This window comes from Bradyrhizobium sp. HKCCYLRH2015, assembly GCF_051168215.1.
In the GTDB taxonomy this organism is placed as follows: Bacteria; Pseudomonadota; Alphaproteobacteria; order Rhizobiales; family Xanthobacteraceae; genus Bradyrhizobium.
The window spans coordinates 408,944-427,627 of the sequence record NZ_JBNPUO010000003.1 but is presented as its reverse complement, the minus strand read 5'-3'; the positions used below and the strand labels follow the sequence as shown (position 1 = coordinate 427,627).

The following is an 18,684-nucleotide window of genomic DNA, read 5'->3' as shown; positions in this document are numbered from 1 at the left end:
GAACTACTTCGCCTGCTCCAGCTTTGCGGCTTTGGCGGCATCGTACCACCAGATGTCGGGGGCGCCGACGCCCGAGGCGTATTTCGGCGGCTTTGGCGGGTGGCTGAACTGATCCCAATAGGCGATCGGATGGGTCTGGCGATACCATTGCGGTATCCAGTAGTGGCCGGCGCGGAACACGCGATCAAGCGCCCGGCAGGCCAAGGTCAGCTCGATGCGGGTCTCCGCCGAAATCGCCTTGTTGACCAGCGCGTCGATCGCGGGATTGCTGATGCCGCCGAGATTGTAGGAGCCCTTGGTCTTGGCCGCGTCCGAGGTGAAATACGGCCGCAGGCTGTCGCCGGGGGTCGGCGACATCGACAACCGCTGCACCGTGATGTCGAAATCGAAATCCTCGACGCGGGCGCGATACTGCACAGCGTCGACGATGCGCAGATCGGCGTCGATGCCGAGCGTCTGCAGGTTCTTGATCAGGGTGCCGTGATGCGGCTTGAACGAGACCTCGTCGATCAGGAACTCGATCGCGAACACCTCGCCATTCGGTAGCAGCCGCTTGCCGTCCTTCACCGGCAGGCCGGCCTGCTGCAGCAGTTGCGTGGCCTTGCGCAGCAGCGTGCGATCCTGCCCCGAGCCATCGGAGACGGGAGGGACAAAGGGCTCGCCAAACACATCGTCGGGCACCTGGCCGCGGAACGGCTCGAGGAGCTTCAGCTCCTCCGGCGACGGCGGCCCGACCGCGACCATGTCGGAGTTCTGGAACGGCGACACGGTGCGCGCATAGGCGCCGTACATGATGGTCTTGTTGGTCCATTCGAAGTCGAACGCGTAGGTCAGCGCCTGGCGGACGCGCGGATCCCCAAACTTGTCGCGGCGGGTGTTGATGAACCAGCCCTGTCCGCCGGACGGCGTCTCGTCCGGCAGCAGCTCGCGCTTGACGCGGCCGTCCTTGATCGCCGGGAAATCGTAGCGCGTCGCCCAGATGCGCGAGGTGAACTCCTCGCGGAACAGATAGCTCTTGGCGGTGAAGCCCTCGAAGGCGACGTCGCGGTCGCGATAGAACTCGTAGCGGACGATGTCGAAATTATACATGCCGCGGCTGACCGGCAGATCGGCGGCCCACCAGTCCTTGACCCGCTCGTACTCGACATAGCGGTTGATCTCGTATTTGCCGACCTTGTACGGCCCCGAGCCGAGCGGCACGTCCAGCGGGCCCTCGTCGAAGGCGCGGTTCGCATACCAGGCTTTTGAGAAGATCGGCAGGGTCACGACATAGAGCGGCACGTCGCGGGCGCGCTTCTCGACGAAGCTGACGACGACGGTGGCCTCGTCGAGCGCCTCCGCCTTCACGAAGTCGCGCAGCTGCACGACGATCAGCGGATGGCCCTTCTCCTTCAAGGTGTTCAATGACCAGGCGACATCGTGCGCCGTGATCTTCGAGCCATCGTGGAAGCGCGCTTCGGGCCGCAGGGTGAAGCGATAGCTCAGTCTGTCCGGCGAAATCGCGACCGACTTCGCGACCAGGCCATAGACCGCATCGGGCTCATCGGCCGCGCGAACCATCAAGGTCGCGAACGTCATATCCATGCCCTGGGCGCCCTCGCCCTTGAGGACATAGGCATTGAACGAGTTGAACGTCTGGTAGGACTGGTTATAGGCGCGCACCGAGGGGATCAGCGAGAACAGCCCGCCCTTCGGCGCGTCGGGATTGACGTAGTCGAACTGCCGGAAGTCGGCGGGATATTTCAAATCGCCGAACGCCGACATGCCGTGGGCCTCGGCGCCGAACTCCGCGGCCTTGGCCGGCGTGAGCAACGGCGCCGCGAGCGCGCCGAGCCCAAGCCCGAGCACGCCGCGCCGCGACAAATGAGAAAGCCGGCTCAAGAGCGCTTCACCTTGGCGGCCTTGTCGGCATCGTACCACCACAGATTCGGCCACCCGGACCGCGCATATTTCGGGAATGGCGTGAAATGGCTGAAGCGGTCCCAGCGCGCGCTGCGCGAAAACGGATAGGTGAACTGCGGGACGACGTAGAAATTCCACAGCAGCACCCGGTCCAGCGCATGCGTCGCGGCTTCGAGCGAGGCGCGATCCTTGGCGTAGATGATCTTCTCGATCAGCGCGTCGACGGCGGGGTTCTTGATGCCGATCGTATTCTTCGAGCCGGGCTCGTCGGCGGCCTTGGAGCCCCAGAAATCGCGTTGCTCGTTGCCGGGTGACAGCGACTGCCCCCAGACGTCGATGATCATGTCGTAGTCGAAGGTGCGCACCCGGTTCTCATACTGGACGTTGTCGACCTGGCGGACCGTCACCGCGACGCCGAGGCGCTCCAGCGCCGGCTTGTAGAACAGCACGATGCGCTCGGACGACGGGTCCTGGACCAGGAGTTCGACCGTGACCGGCTTGCCGGCGGGATCGACGAGCTTGCGGTCCTTGATCTCGAAGCCGGCGTCCTTCAGCAGCCTGGTGGCCTCTCGCAGATTGGCGCGAACGTTCTCGGGATTGCCGCCCACCGGGGCCTGGTAGACCGTGGTGAACACGTCCGGCGGCACCTTGTCGCGCAACTCCTCGAGGATCTGCAGCTCCTGGCCCTGCGGCAGCCCGGAACAGGCCAGATCGGTGCCTTCGAAATAGCTGTTGATCCGTTTGTACTGGCCGTAGAACAGCTGCTTGTTCATCTCCTCGAAATCGAAGGCGTAGTTGAAGGCGCGCCGCAACCGCGCGTCCTGGAATTGCGGACGCCGCAGGTTGAAGGCGAAGCCCTGCATGCGGCCGGAATCGCTGATCGGGAATTCGTCCTTGACCACGCGCTTGTCGTTGATGGCCGGGAAGTCGTAGGCCGTCGCCCATTGCTTGGCGGAATTCTCGTTGATCCAGTCGGCCTGGTCGGCCTTGAAGGCCTCGAGGGCGACGATGTTGTCGCGGAAATACTCGAACTGCAGCTCGTCGAAATTGTTCTGGCCGATCTGGACCGGCAGGTTGGCGCCCCAGTAGTCCTTGACGCGCTCCATCTTGATCGAGCGGCCGGGCACGAACTCCTTGACGCGATACGGGCTCGACCCGAGTGGCGGCTCCAGGGTCGTCGCGGTGACGTCGCGCTTGCGGCCCTGCGCGTCGGTGCCTTCCCACCAGTGCTTCGGCAGCACCAGCAGCTCGCCGACGATGTGCGGCAGCTCGCGATTGCCCGGGCCGTCGAAGGTGAACTTGACCTCGAGATCGCCGGTCTTCTCGGCCTTCACGACGTGGCGGTAGTAGGACGAATAGTGCGGGCTGTTCTTCTTCAGGACGTCCAGCGAGAAGATGACGTCCTCGGGCGTCACCGGCTTGCCGTCGTTCCAGCGGGCTTCCTTGCGCAGGCGGTAGATGACCCAGGAGTAGTCGTCCGGATAGGCCGCCGACTCGGCGAGCAGGCCGTATTCGGTCGACACCTCGTCCTGCGACCGCGTCATCAGGGTCTCGTAGACCAGCCCCGCCGCGGACGCGATGTTGCCCTTCACATACATCACGACGATGTTGAAATTGTCGAAGGTGCCGAGCGAGATCATCCGGGCTGTGCCGCCCTTGGGCGCGTCGGGATTGACGTAGTCGAAGCGCTTGAAGTCGGCCGGGTACTTGATCTCGCCGAACAGCGACAGGCCGTGGCGCCAGACCAGTTGCTCGCCGGCCTGCGCCTGCGCGGCGTCGAGCGGGACGAGGCTGGCGACGGTGCCGAGCGCCGGGGTCATCGCAGCGAAGACGCTGCTCTGCAGGAGCTGTCGTCGGGTAATCGTCAAATGAGACTTCCTCTGAATAAGACCGCTTGAAGCAGGTGGTCGGCCGTGGCCGCTGCTGCTCAAAGATCCAACGTTCGATCGTAACCCAATTCGCAAGGGCAGGTTTCGCCGCCCTTAGCCAGGGTGCTCCAGCCCGTGAACCCGTTCCATTCAGGGGACCAATATACGGCAAGGTTTCGACCAATAACCTTGCTTTTTCCTCATGATACCGGGTTGTGAACGAGGTGGATGCGACCAAAGGTCCCAAATGCGGCGAAATTCGCCCCGCAAAGCAAAACGGCCGGGCTTGGGGCCCGGCCGTCGGAAACTGGGGATCAGCAGCCGATCACTTGGCTGCGGTCGGCAGCGGCGCCGGATTGTCCGACAGCGAGTTCAGATAGGCCAGCACGTCGGCGCGCTCCGAGTCCTTCTGGATGCCGGCAAACCCCATCGCGGTGCCCGGGATGTAGCCCTTCGGATTGGTGATGAAGTGGTTGAGTTCCTCGATCGTCCAGGTGCCGCCCTTGGCCGCCATCGCTGCCGAGAATTTGAAGCCGCGGCCTTCGCCGACCTTGTCGCCGACGATGCCGTAGAGATTGGGGCCGACGGCATTCTTGCCGCCCTTGTCGAAGGTGTGGCAGGCCGCGCACTTCTTGGCAGCGGCGGCGCCCTTCTCGACCGAGGCGGTCTGCAGCAGCTTCTCGATCGGCTCGGCCGCGGCCGGCGCAGCGGCTTCCTTGCCTGCGCCCTCGGCCTCCTTCACCGCGATCTCGAAACCCGGCTTCTCCGGCATTTTCGGCGCGAACAGCGCGCCGGCGGAAAAGCTCGTGACCAGCACGACCAGACAGGCGGCCAGGACGGCGCCGAGGATTTTGTTCAGTTCGAAGGAGTCCATTTTGGAATCAGGCTCCGAGGGCGGATTTCATTGCTTGGGGGCCGCGGGGCCGCGACCGTGAGTCGCCCCAGGATTCGAGAAAGGACTCGTGAAGGCATCGAGCGGAATCGAGCCGTCGCGCCTCCCCCTGCGGCAGAAGTGAGATATCGGTTTGCCCGTGCTCTGGCAACCCGTATAAGCGGGCCGCTTTCGCTGTCCCCATCAAGCCCGGCCGCGCTGTTGCGACCGGCTCCGACCTGCCGTTTCCCGGATGACCAAGTCCAAAATCCTCGTGCTGATCCCGGCCCGCATGGCCTCGACCCGCCTGCCCGGCAAGCCGCTGCTCGACATCGCAGGCCTCCCGATGATCGTGCAGGTGCTCCGCCGCGCCCAGGAGGCGGGAATCGGCCGGGTGGCGGTGGCGACCGACACGCCGGAGATCGCGGACGCCGTCGCTGCCGCGGGTGGCGAGGTGGTCATGACCAGGCCCGATCATCCCTCGGGGTCGGACCGCATCTACGAGGCCATGTGCACGCTCGACCCGGCCCGCGACGCCGAGATCGTGGTCAACCTGCAGGGCGATTTCCCGACCATCGACCCGCAGAACATCAGCGACGTGCTGCCGCCGCTGGAGGATCCCGCGGTCGACATCGCGACCCTTGCCGCGCAGATCCATACCGAGGAGGAGAGCCTCAACCCGAACGTCGTCAAGGCGGTCGGCTCGCCTGTCGGTGGACGGCGCCTGCGCGCGCTGTATTTCACCCGGGCCACGGCGCCGCATGGCGACGGACCGAGGTACCATCACATCGGCCTCTACGCCTACCGCAGGGCGGCGCTGGAGCGCTTCGTCAGCCTGCCGCCATCGCCGCTGGAGCAGCAGGAGAAGCTGGAACAGCTGCGGGCGCTGGAGGACGGCATGCGCATCGACGTGATGGTGGTCGACGCCGTGCCGCGCGGCGTCGACACCGCGGCCGACCTCGAAACCGCACGCCGGCTGCTGTCCAAGGCTTAATTGACAAAGGCTTGAGCTGCTAGAAGGCCCACCATGAGCAAGATCTTGAAAATCGCATTCCAGGGCGAGCCGGGAGCCAATTCCCACATCGCCATCTCCGAGGCCTATCCGACCGCCGAGGCCATGCCCTGCGCGACCTTCGAGGACGCGCTGAGCGCGATCTCCTCCGGCGAGGCCGATCTCGGCATGATCCCGATCGAGAATTCGGTCGCCGGCCGCGTCGCCGACATCCACCATCTGCTGCCAGCCTCGGGCCTCTACATCATCGGCGAATGGTTCCTGCCGGTGCGCCACCAGCTGATGGCGCTGAAGGGCACCAAGCTCGCCGACATCAAGACGGTCGAGAGCCATGTCCACGCGCTCGGCCAGTGCCGCCGCATCATCCGCCAGCTCGGCGTCCGGCCGATCGTCGCCGGCGACACGGCGGGCAGCGCGCGGGACGTCTCGCAGCGCGGCGACAAGAGCGTGGCGGCGATCGCCTCGCGGCTGGCCGCCGAGATCTACGGCCTCGACATCCTCGCCGAGGACATCGAGGACGAGGCCCACAACACCACCCGCTTCGTCGTGCTGGCGCGCCAGGAGCAGTGGGCCGAGCAGAATTCCGGGCCGCTGGTGACGAGCTTCGTGTTCCGCGTCCGCAACCTGCCGGCCGCGCTGTACAAGGCGCTCGGCGGCTTCGCCACCAACGGCGTCAACATGACCAAGCTCGAGAGCTACATGGTCGACGGCAATTTCTTCGCCACGCAGTTCTACGCCGACGTCGACGGCCATCCCAACGACAAGGGGCTGGCCTTCGCGCTGGAGGAGCTGAAGTTCTTCTCGCGCGAGCTGCGCATCGTCGGCGTCTATCCGGCGCATCCGTTCCGCGCGACGTTCAGCGAGCGGATGGAGTGATCGGGGCTCACGCTTCGATATAGGCCGCCAGCTCAGCGGGCGTTCCCGTCGGGAACGCCTCCTTCAGGAAGTCGAGGAAGGCGGAGACGCGCGCGCTCAGCAGCCGGCGCGATGGATAGAGCGTCCACAGCGCGATGGCGGGCGCGTCCAGATCGCCCCAATGCGCCAGCCGGCCGGCCGCCAGATCGTGGCTGACGAGCGACAGCGGCAGGCACGCGGCGCCGACGCCCGCGCGGACCGCATCGCGAACCATGATCAGCGACGACAGGCGCAGGATGGGGTCGAACGCGATGCGCGATCGTGCCGCCGGCGCTTTCACCTCCCAGACTGCGTTCTGATCGCTGCCGCGCACGACCGCTGGAATGACGGCGTGATCCGCCGGCCGCGTCAGGCCTGGGCTCGCCACGACCACCAGTCGGTCGCGCAGGAAGATGCGTCCAACCAGGCTTTCATCGGGATCGGGATTGACCCGGATCACCAGGTCATAGCCTTCCTCGACCATGTCGACGGTGCGGTCGTCGGTGGTCACGTCCAGCCGGACCTCGGGATATCGGAGCGCGAACGCGGCGGCGAGCTTGCCCATCGCGGTCTGCGAGAACAGCAGCGGCGCACTGATCCGCAACCGGCCGCGCGGCTTGTCGCCGCCGGAGGAAATGGCGGCGACCGTCTCGTCGAGCTCGGTCAGCAGCGCCCCCGCGCGCTCGAACAGCGCCCGCCCCTCCTCGGTCAGCTTCAGCGCGCGTCCGCCGCGCTCGATGAGCCTGAGATCCAGGCTCGCTTCCAGCTCGCCGACCCGGCGGGACAGCGTTGCCTTGGGACGACCGCTGGCGCGGGCGGCACGGCCGAAGCCGCCGTGGCGGGCGACGAGGTTGAAATCGGCGAGCGCAAGCAGATCCATCCGTTCCACCAGTGAGACGACCTGTCCAGATATAGCGTCTATTGGCTCGCGTGTGGATCGATATCTTCCGGGTGTCCCAACAACCAACCCGGAGTGATCCCCATGACCATCCTCGTGACCGGCGGCACTGGAAATGTCGGCCGCCGCGTCGTCGAACAGCTCGTCAAGCGCGGCGCCGATGTCCGCGCCCTCGTCCGCGATCCCGCCAAGGCCAACTTTCCAGCGGGCGTTCAGATCGCCCAAGGCGACCTGCTCGACATCGATTCGCTCCGCGGCGCGTTCTCTGGCGTCTCGACGCTGTTTCTGCTCAACGCCGTCACCTCAGACGAATTCACCCAGGCGCTGGTCGCGCTCAACATCGCTCGCGAGGCCGGCATCGAGCGGATCGTCTATCTCTCGGTGATCCACAGCGACGTCTACGTCAACGTGCCGCACTTCGCCGGCAAATTCGCCGTCGAGCGGATAATCGAGCAGATGGGCCTCAACGCCACCATCCTGCGGCCGGCCTACTTCATGAACAACGATCTCACGATCAGGGACGTCGTGCGCGGCTACGGCGTGTACCCGATGCCGATCGGCAGCAAAGGCCTCGCCATGATCGATGCCCGTGACATCGGCGAGATCGCGGCCATCGAGCTGATCCGCCGCGAGCAGTCCTCGACGCCGCTGCCGCTGACGCGGATCAACCTTGTCGGCCCCGACACGCTGAACGGCGCCGATGCCGCCGCTGTCTGGTCCGAGGTGCTGGGGCGTCCGATCGGCTATGGCGGCGACAACACCGCGGGCTTCGAGACCAACCTGCGGCAGCTCATGCCGAGCTGGATGGCGTTCGACATGCGGCTGATGAGCGAGCGCTTTCAGACCGACGGCATGGTGCCGGACGATGGCGACGTCGCCCGCCTGACCGCGCTGCTCGGCCGCCCCTTGCGCTCCTATCGCGACTTCGTCGCCGAGATCGCGACCGTCGCCTGACGGCACACACCCCATGCGTCTGCGGGACGTCTCCATGAGAGCGTCCCGCGCAATCCAAGGAGGTCATCATGACCAATCAAACGAACGATGGCGTCACCATGAAGCCCAACATCCTCGTGCTCGGCGCGACCGGCGGCACCGGACGGCTGATCGTGCGCGACGCGCTGGCGCGCGGCCATCACGTCACCGCGCTGGTGCGCTCGCCGGAGAGGGCCGGGGATCTGCAAGGCGCGCAATTGATCGTCGGCGATGCCCGCGACGAAGCTACGCTGCGCAAGGCGCTCAAGGGACAGAACGCCGTGATCAGCTCACTGGGCACACCGCTCAGTCCATTCCGCGAGGTCACGACGCTCTCGACCTCGACGCGCGCGCTCGTCAACGCGATGAAGGCCGAGCATGTCGCGCGTCTGGTCGCCATCACCGGCATCGGCGCCGGCGACAGCCGCGGCCATGGCGGCTTCGTCTACGACCGGCTGATCCTGCCGCTGCTGCTGCGCAACGTCTACGCGGACAAGAACCGGCAGGAGGCCGTCATTCGCGACAGCGGGCTCGATTGGCTCATCGTTCGCCCCGCCATGCTGAACGACAAGCCTGGCGGGCAGAAGCTGCGTGCACTGACGGATCTCGCCGGCTTTCACGGCGGCACGATTGCGCGGGCCGACGTCGCGCGCTTCGTGGTGGACCAGGTGAGCGACGACAGCTTTCTGCATCGCTCGCCGCTGATCACATGGTGAGACCAGCGCCGTCCTGCTTATGCCGCCGCCTTCCGCTCGAGGCCGAAGGCGTCGGCGAGCAGGCTGTAGGAGCGCTTGCGGGCGTCGTGATCGTAGATCGCGGTGATCACCATCAGCTCGTCGGCCTGGCTCGCTGCGATCATCGGATCGAGCTTGGCCCGCACCGTCGCCGGCGCGCCCACGAACAGCCGCGAGCGGTTGCGCGCGATCGAGGCCCGGTCCGCGTCTGTATACATGTACGCCGCCGCTTCCTCCGGGCTCGGCAGCGGCAGGAACTGGCCGCGGTCGCGCCGCAAGCGGTTGAGGTCCATCGACGACGCCAGCCGCTCGGCCTCGGCGTCGGTCTCGGCTGTCACCACTGCGACTGCCAGGATCGCATGCGGCTGCGAGCGCCAGCGCGACGGTGTGAAATGCGCGCGGTAGGTCCGCATCGCATCCACGGCATCGTGGCTCGCGAAATGATGCGCGAAGCCGAACCCCATGCCGAGCTGCGCCGCCAGCTCGCTGGAATAGTCGCTGGAGCCGAGCAGCCAGATCGGCGGCAGCGGCGCATCATCGGGCATGGCGATCACGTTGTTGTAGGGATGGCCGGCGGGGAACTCGCGGGTCTCCCACAGCATCAGCTCATGCAGCCGCTCCAGGAAGTCATCGCCCTCACGACGGTCGAGCCGGCTGCGCAGCGCATAGGCCGTGGTGCCGTCGGTGCCGGGCGCGCGGCCCAGGCCGAGATCGATCCGGCCGGGAAACAGTGCCTCCAGCATCTTGAAGCGCTCCGCGACCACCAGCGGCGCATGGTTGGGCAGCATCACGCCGCCGGAGCCGACGCGGATGTGCTGCGTCGCTGCCGCGATCTGCCCAATCATGATGTCGGGCGACGGGCTCGCCACCGACGGCAGGCTGTGGTGCTCGGCCAGCCAGTAGCGGACGTAGCCGAGCTGATCGACGTGACGGGCCAGGTCGATGCTGTTACGCAGCGCCACTGACGCCGGCGTGGCGGTGGTGGTGACGGAGAGGTCGAGGACTGAAATCGGGATCATGGCTTCAACCTAATGACTGCGAGGCGCGCCACAATGGGCTGGAAGCGATGGTGACCTGCCGGAAATGCAGTGGATGGCTGGACCTAATGTTGGGACAATACGATTGTATACATCAACAAAACAAAACTATCCCACATTCATAATTGATAAAAACCCCTTCGCCATAATCGATAACCTTTGATATTGTTTACCTTTATCGTCCCACTATGCATTTCCAATAGCTCCTCAAAAATCCGCTTCTTGCCATATCAGTGGGCCAAATCCCATTTCTGGTGGGCTGTTTATTGCAGCGCCCTTCCCTTATCTTGGCACATCCAGAGGCCGATCCCCTCTTGAGTTGAAATTTACGCCCCAGCCGGAACCTGCGTTGCCATGACCGACCTCGCCACCGCCATTGCCGACGGCCACACCGCGATTCCCCGGCCGAAGATCTCGTTCGAGTTCTTCCCGCCGAAGACCGAGGAGATGGACCGGACGCTGTGGGCCTCGATCGAGCGCCTCGCCCCGCTGGAGCCGAGCTTCGTCTCGGTGACCTATGGTGCCGGCGGCTCGACGCGCGAGCGCACCCACGCCACGATCGCGCGCATCCTGAAGGAAACCGCGCTGCTGCCGGCGGCGCATCTCACCTGCGTCGGCGCTTCGCGCCACGAGATCGACGAGGTCGTCGACCGCTATCACGAGGTCGGCGTCCGCCACATTGTGGCGCTGCGCGGCGATCCGCCCGGCGGCATCGGCACGCCCTACTACACCCATGCCGAAGGCTATCAGAGCTCGCCCGAGCTGATCGCCGGCATCAAGAAGCGCCATCCCGATATCGAGGTCTCGGTCTCGGCCTATCCGGAGAAGCACCCCGAGAGCCGCGACTTCGACGCCGACATCGACATGCTCAAGGCCAAGGTTGACGCCGGCGCCACCCGCGCCATCACCCAGGTGTTCTTCGACAACGATCTCTACTTCCGATACCTCGACCGTGTCCGCGCCCGCGGCATCACGATCCCGATCGTGCCCGGCATCATGCCGATGCACAATTTCAAGCAGGCGCGCGGCTTCGTGACCCGCGCCGGCACGACGGTGCCGGACTGGCTGGCCGAAAAATTCGACGGTCTCGACGACGATCCCGAGACCCGCAAGCTGGTCGCGGCGACCGTCGCCGCAGGCCAGGTGCAAAAGCTCGCCAAGCATGGCGTCGACACCTTCCATTTCTACACCATGAACCGCGCCGACCTCGTGTTCGCGATCAGCCATCTACTCGGCATCCGTCCGAAGTCCGCCAACAAGGCTGCCGCCTGATGTCCGCCCCTGTATCTCCAGCGCGTACCGCCTTCCTTGCCGCTGCCCGCGAGCGCATCCTGATTCTCGACGGCGCCATGGGCACGATGATCCAGGCGCTGCAGCTCGACGAGGCCGCCTTCCGCAGCGAGCGGTTCCGCGACTTCCATCGCGACCTCCGCGGCAACAACGACCTGCTGATCCTCACCCAGCCCGACGCCATCGAGGACATCCACGCGCAATATCTGCGCGCCGGGGCCGATATCGTCGCCACCAATACGTTCTCGGCGACCTCGATCGCGCAGGCCGATTACGACCTCTCCGACATCATCTACGAGCTCAACCGCGAGGGCGCCCGGCTCGCCCGCAATGCCGCGACCCGCGTCGCCGCCGAGGACGGCAAACAGCGCTTCGTCGCCGGCGCGATGGGTCCGACCAACCGCACCGCCTCGATCTCGCCTGACGTGTCGAACCCCGGCTACCGCGCCGTGACCTTCGACGATCTCAGGCTCGCCTATGGCGAGCAGGCGCGCGGGCTCTTGGATGGCGGCGCCGACATCCTGCTGCTCGAGACCATTTTCGACACGCTCAACGCCAAGGCGGCGCTGTACGCCATCGCCGAGCTCTGCGAGGAGCGCGGCATCGACGCGCCCGTGATGATCTCGGGCACCATCACCGACAAGTCCGGCCGCCTGCTCTCGGGCCAGATGCCGGAGGCGTTCTGGAATTCGGTCCGTCATGCCAAGCCGCTGACCATCGGCTTCAACTGTGCGCTCGGCGCCGAGGATCTGCGCGAGCATGTCGCCGACATCGGCCGCGTCGCCGACACGCTGGTCTGCGCCTATCCCAATGCCGGCCTGCCCAACGAGTTCGGCCAGTACGACGAGACGCCGGCCTACATGGCGCGACTGATCGGCGAGTTCGCGTCGGCCGGCCTCGTCAACATCGTCGGCGGCTGCTGCGGCACCACCCCCGACCATATCGCCGCGATCGCCGCCGCCGTTGCCCCGCACAAGCCGCGCGCCGTGCCCGAGATCGCGCCGCGGCTGCGGCTGTCGGGCCTGGAGCCGTTCGAGCTGACGCCCGCCATTCCCTTCGTCAATGTCGGCGAGCGCACCAACGTCACCGGCTCGGCGAAATTCCGCAAGCTGATCACCGCCGGCGACTACACCGCGGCGCTGCAGGTCGCGCGCGACCAGGTCGAGAACGGCGCCCAGGTCATCGACGTCAACATGGACGAGGGCCTGCTCGATTCGGAAGCCGCGATGCGGACCTTCCTCAACCTCGTCGCCGCGGAGCCGGACATCGCCCGCGTTCCCGTGATGGTCGACTCCTCGAAATTCCACGTCATCGAGGCCGGCCTGAAATGCGTGCAGGGCAAGCCTGTGGTGAACTCGATCTCGCTCAAGGAAGGCGAGGAGAAGTTCATCCACGAGGCCAAGATTGCGCGACGCCACGGCGCGGCCGTCGTCGTGATGGCGTTCGACGAAACGGGTCAGGCCGACACCTACCAGCGCAAGACCGAGATCTGCGCCCGCGCCTACAGGATCCTGGTCGAGACGGTCGGCTTCCCGCCCGAAGACATCATCTTCGATCCCAATATCTTTGCGATCGCCACCGGTCTCGAGGAGCACAACAACTACGGCGTCGACTTCATCGAGGCGACGCGCTGGATCCGCCAGAACCTGCCGCATGCTCATATTTCCGGCGGCGTCTCCAACCTGTCGTTCTCGTTCCGCGGCAATGAGCCGGTGCGTGAGGCGATGCACTCGGTGTTCCTGTATCACGCCATCAAGGCGGGCATGGACATGGGCATCGTCAATGCCGGGCAGATGATCGTCTATGACGACATCGATCCCGAGCTGCGCCAGGTGTGCGAGGACGTGGTTCTGAACCGCGATCCCGGCGCGTCCGAGCGGCTGCTGGCGCTGGCGGAGAAATTCCGTGGCCAGGGCAAGCAGACCAAGGAGGCCGATCTCGCCTGGCGCGAATGGCCGGTCGGCAAGCGGCTTTCGCACGCGCTGGTGCACGGCATCACCGAGTTCATCGATGTGGATACCGAAGAGGCGCGCGCCGCATCGACGCGGCCGCTCGACGTCATCGAAGGCCCTCTGATGGCCGGCATGAACGTGGTCGGCGACCTCTTCGGCGACGGCAAGATGTTCCTGCCGCAGGTGGTGAAGTCGGCGCGCGTGATGAAGCAGGCGGTCGCCTATCTGATGCCGTTCATGGAGGCGGAGAAGGCCGCCAACAAGGGCCGCGCCAATGAGCGCTCCAACGCCGGCAAGATCGTGCTCGCCACCGTCAAGGGCGACGTGCACGACATCGGCAAGAACATCGTCGGCATCGTGCTCCAGTGCAACAATTTCGAGGTCATCGACCTCGGCGTCATGGTGCCCGCCGCCAGGATCATCGAGACGGCGAAGGCCGAGAACGCCGACATCATCGGCCTGTCCGGCCTGATCACGCCCTCGCTCGACGAGATGGCGTATCTCGCCTCGGAGATGGAGCGCCAGGGCCTGAATGTGCCGCTGCTGATCGGCGGCGCCACCACGAGCCGCGTCCATACGGCGGTCAAGATCGATCCGAACTACCAGAATGGCCCGGTCGTTCACGTCAACGACGCCAGCCGCGCCGTCGGCGTCGCCTCCTCACTGCTGTCGCCGGAGCGCAAGGATGCCTACGCCACGGAGGTTCGCAGCGAGTATCAGAAGATCGCCGCGGCGCATCTGCGCGGCCAGGCCGACAAGAAGCGGCTGAAGCTCGCGGACGCCCGCGCCAACGCGCCGAAGATCGACTTCGCCAAGGCCAGGCCGGTGAAGCCGACGTTCCTCGGCACCAAGACGTTCGTCGACTATGACCTCGCCGAGCTCGTGCCCTATATCGACTGGACGCCGTTCTTCCAGACCTGGGAGCTCGCCGGCCGTTTTCCTGGCATCCTCGACGACGCCAAGGTCGGCGAGGCCGCGCGGGCGCTGTATGACGACGCGCTGAAAATGCTCGAGCGCATCGTCGACGAGAAGTGGTTCACGGCGCGCGCCGTGATCGGCTTCTGGCCGGCGAACGCCGTCGGCGACGACATCGTGCTCTATGCCGACGACGGCCGCACCCAGGAGATCGCGACGCTGCACACGCTGCGGCAGCAACTCGAGAAGCGCGAGGGCCGCTTCAACACCGCGTTGTCCGATTTCGTCGCGCCTGTGGATGCCGGCGTGCCGGACTATGTCGGCGGCTTCGTCGTCACGACGGGCCTCGGCGAGGACGCCGTCGCCGACCGCTTCAAGAACGCCAATGACGACTACTCCTCGATCCTGGTCAAGGCACTGGCCGACCGCCTCGCCGAAGCCTTTGCCGAACGCCTGCATGCCCGCGTCCGCCGCGAGTTCTGGGCCTACGCCCCGGACGAGGCGCTCTCCGCCGATGACCTGATCCTGGAGAAGTATCAGGGCATCCGCCCGGCCCCCGGCTATCCGGCGCAGCCCGACCACACCGAGAAGGCGACCTTGTTCGAGCTGCTCGATGCCGAGAAGAATGCCGGCGTCCGCTTGACCGAGAGCTTTGCGATGTGGCCGGGCTCGTCGGTCTCGGGCCTCTATTTCGCCTCGCCGGAGAGCTTCTATTTCGGCGTCGGCAAGATCGAGCGCGACCAGGTCGAGGACTACGCCGCGCGCAAGGGCATGACGGTGACCGAGGTCGAGCGCTGGCTGGCGCCGATCCTGAACTACATCCCGGCGAGGGGCGGCCAGCAGGCAGAGACGCCTCGCGCAACCGCTGCGCCCGCTCCCGCAGCAGCCAACGACGCCGCGCCCGCGGAGCTCGCCAGTCATCCGGCCGGCTGCACCTGCGCCGTGCATCTGGCCTGGCGCAAGAAGGCGGTCGGCGCGAAGTAGCCGGCGCAGTCACCACGCCCACAACTGTCGTCCCGGCGAACGCGGGGACCCATACCGCGTGATGTATCGGTCGTACGCGATCGCGGAGACCGAGCTCACCAACAACTTTCCGGGGTTATGGGTCCCTGCGTTCGCCGGGACGACACCTCGTGATGGCGGACGGCTCTCGCCTCTCATCGGCGTTCGCGACACCGAGGATTGGAGCCATCCTCCGTGTCTCCAGCGCCACGACCGCTCCGAATGACAAGGCGCCACAGTCGCCGCCAGCCGATGCGGCGTGGACATCGCCGCCGTAACCGGCTGAAATAGGCCCGGGGCCTTCGGGTGGTTTTGGTTCATGTCGTTGCAGTTCAGGCTTGCGTCGCGAAACCTGTTCCATGACAGGCTGCGCTTCATCGCGACCATCATCGGCATCATCTTCTCGATCGTGCTGGTGACCGTGCAGATGGGTCTCTATGTCGGCTTCCGCCGGATGGTCACGACCATGATCGACCACTCCCCGGCCGAGCTGTGGATCATGCCAGTCGGCACCAAATGCTTCGAGGACCCCTCGCTGCTCGACGAGCGGCAGCGGTTTCGCGCGCTTGCCGTTCCCGGCGTGGCGGAGGCGACGCCGCTGGTGATCGGCTACGCGCAATGGCGGCTGCCGCAGGGCACGACGACGCCGGTCTTCGTGGTCGGCTCGGAGCTGCGCGGACTCGGGCTGCATCCCTGGAACGTGGTGGAGGGACGGCTGGACGACCTGTCGGTGCCGGGCGCGGTCGCGATCGACCGGACCTATTTCGAGCGGCTCGGCATCACCGGCGTCGAGCAGGCCGCGGAGCTGCGCGATCGCAAGGTGCAGGTGATGGCGGTGACCAAGGGCATCCGCTCGTTCACGACGACGCCTTACGTTTTTACCGACGTGGAGCGCGCGCGGACCTATACCGGCATCGCGCCGAACAAGGCGTCCTATCTGCTGGTGAAGCTGACGCCCGATGCCGATCTCGGCACGGTGCAGCAGGCGCTGCGCGGCAATCTCGGAAACGTCGACGTGCTGACCGCAGCCGAGTTCCGCAGCCGCAGCCGCTCGTTCTGGCTGTTCGGCACCGGCGCCGGCGCGGCGCTATTCGCCGGCGCGCTGCTGGGACTGATCGTCGGCACCGTGATCGTGGCGCAGACGCTCTATTCCAGCACAAAGGATCATATCAACGAGTTCGCGACGCTGCGCGCGATCGGCTCGACCAGCCGCTACATCTACACCGTCATCATCTGGCAGGCGCTGCTCAGCGCCATCGTCGGCTTCGCCGGAGCCGCCGGCATCGGCAAGATCGTGGCGGCGGCGACGGCGGAATCGGCGCTGCCGGTCATCATGACGCCGGCGCTGACGGTCGCGCTGTTCGTGCTGACGGTGACGATGTGCATCGGCTCGGCGATCGCGGCGATCCTCAAGGTCATGCGCATCGATCCGACGCTGGTGTTCTCGCGATGACCGAGACCGTGCTCGAGGCCACCGATCTCGTGCATCACCTCGGCCAGGGGGCCGGCCGGGTGCAGGCGCTGAAGGGCGTGAGCCTGTCGCTGAAGGGCGGCGAGCTGGCGCTGCTGATGGGTCCCTCGGGCAGCGGCAAGACGACGCTGCTGTCGATCCTGGGCTGCCTGATGACGCCGGATGGCGGAACCGTGCGGGTTGCCAGCCAGCCGGTCGCGGGGCTCGATCCCGAGGCGCTGGCGAAGCTGCGCCGCGAGCGCATCGGCTTCATCTTCCAATCCTATCATCTGTTTCCGACGCTGAACGCCGAGGACAACGTGCGGCTCGCGCTCGATGTGCGCGGCGAACGCGCGGGGTCGGCGAAGAAGGCGGCGCGCGAGGTGCTCGACAGGGTCGGCCTCGGCCCGAAGAAGCGGTCGTTCCCGCGCCAGCTCTCGGGCGGCGAGCAGCAGCGCGTCGCGATCGCCCGCGCCATCGTCGGCAAGACGCAGGTCATTCTCGCCGACGAGCCGACCGGCGCACTCGATACCGCCAACGGCCAGGCGATCATGACCCTGCTCGCCGATATCGCCAGGGATCCGTCGCGCGCGGTGCTGGTGGTGACGCACGATCCGCGCATTCTGCCGTTTGCCAATCGCGTCATCCACATCGAGGACGGCCGCATCGTCCGCGAGGAGAGCGGCGGCGAGTCCATGAAGAAAGTCTCGCACGCATGATATCGGGAATTCCAGAACGCGCTCACCTGCTCGGGCTCGTCGCCGCGGCTGCATTGGCGATCATCGTCACGCCGACCTCGATTCCACCGACAGCGCGCGCCGCCAATGCCCAGGAGGAACGCTGGCTGGCCGTCGCACCCGGCCGGGTCGAGCCGGCATCCGGCCTGATCAAGCTTGGCGCGCCGGTGGTCGGGCCGATCCAGGAGGTGCTGGTCAAGCCGAACGAGACCGTGTTCGCCGGCCAGGCGCTGGTGCGGCTCGGCGACGCCGAAGCCCGCGCGCAGCTCGCCAGCGCCGAGGCGCAGGTCGCGATGCGCAAGCGCGTGCGCAACAAGGAGTCGACGCCGTCTGGCGCGGGTCCGCGGCGCCGCGCCGAAGACGGCCTCGCCGATGCGCAGGCGGCGGTGTTCGACGCGCGTGCTGCGCTCGACAAGGCCGTGGCCGAGCGGCGCGCCGGGCGCGGCGCCGATGCCGATGTCGACACCGCACGCACGCAACTGACAGCCGCGCAGGCGAAGCTGGAGCAGCAGGCCGACGAGCTGCGCAAGGTCACCGCGGATGCGCCGCTGCCGGTCAGCGCCGAGGGCCAGCTCAACGTCGCCCGCAGCGAACTGCAGGGCGCCCGCGCCACGTTGGAAAAGCTCACCATCCGCGCGCCGCTCGACGGCACGGTGCTGCAGGTCAATGCGCGCACCGGCGAGATCGCTTCGCCGCAGACAACGCCACCGCTGGTGCTGCTCGGCGATACGTCCTCGCTGCGCGTGCGCGCGGAGCTCGACCAGCGCGACCTCGACAAGATCAAGGTCGGCCAGCAGGCCGTGGTCCGCTCCGACGCCTTCCGGGGCCGCGACGTCGCCGGCAAGGTCGCCGCCATCGCCCCGCTGGTCGAGAGCAGCCGCACGGCTGCGCTCAGCCAGCGCAACATGACCGATGTCGACGTGGTGGAAGTGCTGGTCGATCTCGCCGAGCCGGGTCCGTTCGCGGTGGGCATGAAGGTGGACGTGTATTTCAGGCCGTGAGGGCTGGTGGCTCGACTGCGCTCCGCGCCTGGCTGCACAGCTTCTCTTGGCGGGCCGAGGTGAGAACATCTCTCGCCGCTGGCGCGGTGCACCTCGCCCCGCTTGCGGGGAGAGGTCGGATTGCATCGCCAGATGCAATCCGGGTGAGG

At 66.5% G+C, this 18,684-nt stretch carries 14 protein-coding genes; 9 read left to right on the top strand and 5 right to left on the bottom strand.

From position 1 onward, the window contains the following. Nucleotides 1-3: 3 nt before the first annotated feature. The 3 genes from ACQR1H_RS09935 to ACQR1H_RS09925 all read right to left on the bottom strand — a co-directional run bounded on the left by ACQR1H_RS09935 (nt 4) and on the right by ACQR1H_RS09925 (nt 4,644). On the bottom strand, nt 4-1,881 hold the full coding sequence (locus tag ACQR1H_RS09935; RefSeq protein WP_434907493.1) for an extracellular solute-binding protein: 1,878 nt from the start codon (nt 1,879-1,881) through the stop codon (nt 4-6). Beyond that, nucleotides 1,878-3,722, bottom strand: a complete 1,845-nt coding sequence (locus tag ACQR1H_RS09930) for an extracellular solute-binding protein (RefSeq protein WP_434907550.1) — start codon at nt 3,720-3,722, stop codon at nt 1,878-1,880. The genes ACQR1H_RS09935 and ACQR1H_RS09930 overlap by 4 nt, the downstream gene beginning before the upstream one ends. 373 nt (nt 3,723-4,095) lie before the next feature. After that, entirely contained in the window at nt 4,096-4,644 is a 549-nt protein-coding gene (locus ACQR1H_RS09925) for a c-type cytochrome (RefSeq protein WP_434881855.1), read from the bottom strand. A gap of 250 nt (nt 4,645-4,894) precedes the next feature. Here ACQR1H_RS09925 and ACQR1H_RS09920 point away from each other — a divergent pair, with 250 nt between their 5' ends. Then, nucleotides 4,895-5,635, top strand: coding sequence for a 3-deoxy-manno-octulosonate cytidylyltransferase (locus tag ACQR1H_RS09920; RefSeq protein WP_434894973.1), 741 nt, complete (start codon nt 4,895-4,897; stop codon nt 5,633-5,635). Between the two features lie 33 nt (nt 5,636-5,668). Next, on the top strand, nt 5,669-6,529 hold the full coding sequence (locus ACQR1H_RS09915) for a prephenate dehydratase (RefSeq protein WP_315805762.1): 861 nt from the start codon (nt 5,669-5,671) through the stop codon (nt 6,527-6,529). Between the two features lie 7 nt (nt 6,530-6,536). On the opposite strand, the gene ACQR1H_RS09910 is transcribed toward ACQR1H_RS09915, so the two are convergent. Beyond that, nucleotides 6,537-7,427 carry a LysR family transcriptional regulator gene (locus tag ACQR1H_RS09910; protein WP_434894972.1) on the bottom strand — a complete coding sequence of 297 codons (891 nt, stop codon included), beginning with the start codon at nt 7,425-7,427 and terminating at the stop codon, nt 6,537-6,539. A 102-nt stretch (nt 7,428-7,529) separates the two neighbouring features. Between ACQR1H_RS09910 and ACQR1H_RS09905 the strand changes: the two genes are divergently transcribed. Both ACQR1H_RS09905 and ACQR1H_RS09900 read left to right on the top strand, forming a co-directional pair. After that, entirely contained in the window at nt 7,530-8,399 is an 870-nt protein-coding gene (locus tag ACQR1H_RS09905; protein WP_434907492.1) for an SDR family oxidoreductase, read from the top strand. Nucleotides 8,400-8,467: 68 nt separating this feature from the next. Continuing rightward, nucleotides 8,468-9,133 (top strand): NAD(P)-dependent oxidoreductase, encoded by a 666-nt coding sequence (locus ACQR1H_RS09900; protein ID WP_316177205.1) that lies wholly within the window; start codon nt 8,468-8,470, stop codon nt 9,131-9,133. A 17-nt stretch (nt 9,134-9,150) separates the two neighbouring features. On the opposite strand, the gene ACQR1H_RS09895 is transcribed toward ACQR1H_RS09900, so the two are convergent. Further along, nucleotides 9,151-10,170, bottom strand: a complete 1,020-nt coding sequence (locus tag ACQR1H_RS09895) for an LLM class flavin-dependent oxidoreductase (RefSeq protein ID WP_315805758.1) — start codon at nt 10,168-10,170, stop codon at nt 9,151-9,153. A 372-nt stretch (nt 10,171-10,542) separates the two neighbouring features. Between ACQR1H_RS09895 and metF the strand changes: the two genes are divergently transcribed. From metF to ACQR1H_RS09870, 5 genes are all read left to right on the top strand, one after another. After that, entirely contained in the window at nt 10,543-11,460 is a 918-nt protein-coding gene (metF, locus tag ACQR1H_RS09890; RefSeq protein WP_315805757.1) for a methylenetetrahydrofolate reductase [NAD(P)H], read from the top strand. After that, nucleotides 11,460-15,329 carry a methionine synthase gene (metH, locus tag ACQR1H_RS09885; protein ID WP_434907491.1) on the top strand — a complete coding sequence of 1,290 codons (3,870 nt, stop codon included), beginning with the start codon at nt 11,460-11,462 and terminating at the stop codon, nt 15,327-15,329. Before metF ends, metH begins: the two co-directional genes overlap by 1 nt. 337 nt (nt 15,330-15,666) lie before the next feature. Continuing rightward, complete coding sequence (locus tag ACQR1H_RS09880) at nt 15,667-16,800, top strand: ABC transporter permease (RefSeq protein ID WP_316238189.1); 1,134 nt, start codon at nt 15,667-15,669, stop codon at nt 16,798-16,800. After that, nucleotides 16,797-17,516, top strand: coding sequence for an ABC transporter ATP-binding protein (locus ACQR1H_RS09875; RefSeq protein ID WP_434907490.1), 720 nt, complete (start codon nt 16,797-16,799; stop codon nt 17,514-17,516). The genes ACQR1H_RS09880 and ACQR1H_RS09875 overlap by 4 nt, the downstream gene beginning before the upstream one ends. Next, nucleotides 17,513-18,535, top strand: a complete 1,023-nt coding sequence (locus tag ACQR1H_RS09870; protein ID WP_434907489.1) for an HlyD family secretion protein — start codon at nt 17,513-17,515, stop codon at nt 18,533-18,535. The genes ACQR1H_RS09875 and ACQR1H_RS09870 overlap by 4 nt, the downstream gene beginning before the upstream one ends. The last annotated feature ends 149 nt before the right edge of the window (nt 18,536-18,684 follow it).

Coding starts and splice junctions, on each gene's coding strand:
- ACQR1H_RS09870 (WP_434907489.1), top strand. CDS start 17,513: ATGATATCGGGAATTCCAGAACGCGCTCACCTGCTCGGGCTCGTCGCC.
- metH (WP_434907491.1), top strand. CDS start 11,460: ATGTCCGCCCCTGTATCTCCAGCGCGTACCGCCTTCCTTGCCGCTGCC.
- ACQR1H_RS09900 (WP_316177205.1), top strand. CDS start 8,468: ATGACCAATCAAACGAACGATGGCGTCACCATGAAGCCCAACATCCTC.
- ACQR1H_RS09910 (WP_434894972.1), bottom strand. CDS start 7,427: ATGGATCTGCTTGCGCTCGCCGATTTCAACCTCGTCGCCCGCCACGGC.
- ACQR1H_RS09920 (WP_434894973.1), top strand. CDS start 4,895: ATGACCAAGTCCAAAATCCTCGTGCTGATCCCGGCCCGCATGGCCTCG.
- ACQR1H_RS09915 (WP_315805762.1), top strand. CDS start 5,669: ATGAGCAAGATCTTGAAAATCGCATTCCAGGGCGAGCCGGGAGCCAAT.
- ACQR1H_RS09895 (WP_315805758.1), bottom strand. CDS start 10,170: ATGATCCCGATTTCAGTCCTCGACCTCTCCGTCACCACCACCGCCACG.
- ACQR1H_RS09880 (WP_316238189.1), top strand. CDS start 15,667: ATGTCGTTGCAGTTCAGGCTTGCGTCGCGAAACCTGTTCCATGACAGG.
- ACQR1H_RS09875 (WP_434907490.1), top strand. CDS start 16,797: ATGACCGAGACCGTGCTCGAGGCCACCGATCTCGTGCATCACCTCGGC.
- ACQR1H_RS09905 (WP_434907492.1), top strand. CDS start 7,530: ATGACCATCCTCGTGACCGGCGGCACTGGAAATGTCGGCCGCCGCGTC.
- metF (WP_315805757.1), top strand. CDS start 10,543: ATGACCGACCTCGCCACCGCCATTGCCGACGGCCACACCGCGATTCCC.
- ACQR1H_RS09930 (WP_434907550.1), bottom strand. CDS start 3,722: ATGACCCCGGCGCTCGGCACCGTCGCCAGCCTCGTCCCGCTCGACGCC.
- ACQR1H_RS09925 (WP_434881855.1), bottom strand. CDS start 4,644: ATGGACTCCTTCGAACTGAACAAAATCCTCGGCGCCGTCCTGGCCGCC.